General features: G+C 65.1%; 1 pseudogene. It reads right to left on the minus strand.

The window, feature by feature from the left end:
• Window positions 1-255: pseudogene (locus GWK61_RS55760) on the minus strand (hypothetical protein); the annotation flags it as partial.

Below are 255 nucleotides of genomic sequence, written 5' to 3' on the forward strand. Positions count from 1 at the left end.
GTGACGGTCTCGCCGATTTTCTTGCGGTCTTCGGGGTCGTTCCGAGTTGCGGCCGCGGCGGCGAGGTGGTCGACAACGTCCGCGGATCTGCCGTTCAGGATGGTCAGGGCCCATTCGGCGACCGCTGCGTCGGTGTCGTCGTTGTGCAGGATGTGGGCTGCGTGGTGCAGGTATTGCAGGACGTGTATGACGTCGATCAGGATGTGGATCGGCGCGTTCCGTTTCGCGGCCTCGGCGCGGATGGCGTCGATCTGG

The organism is Catenulispora rubra (assembly GCF_015356825.1).
GTDB lineage: Bacteria > Actinomycetota > Actinomycetes > Streptomycetales > Catenulisporaceae > Catenulispora > Catenulispora rubra.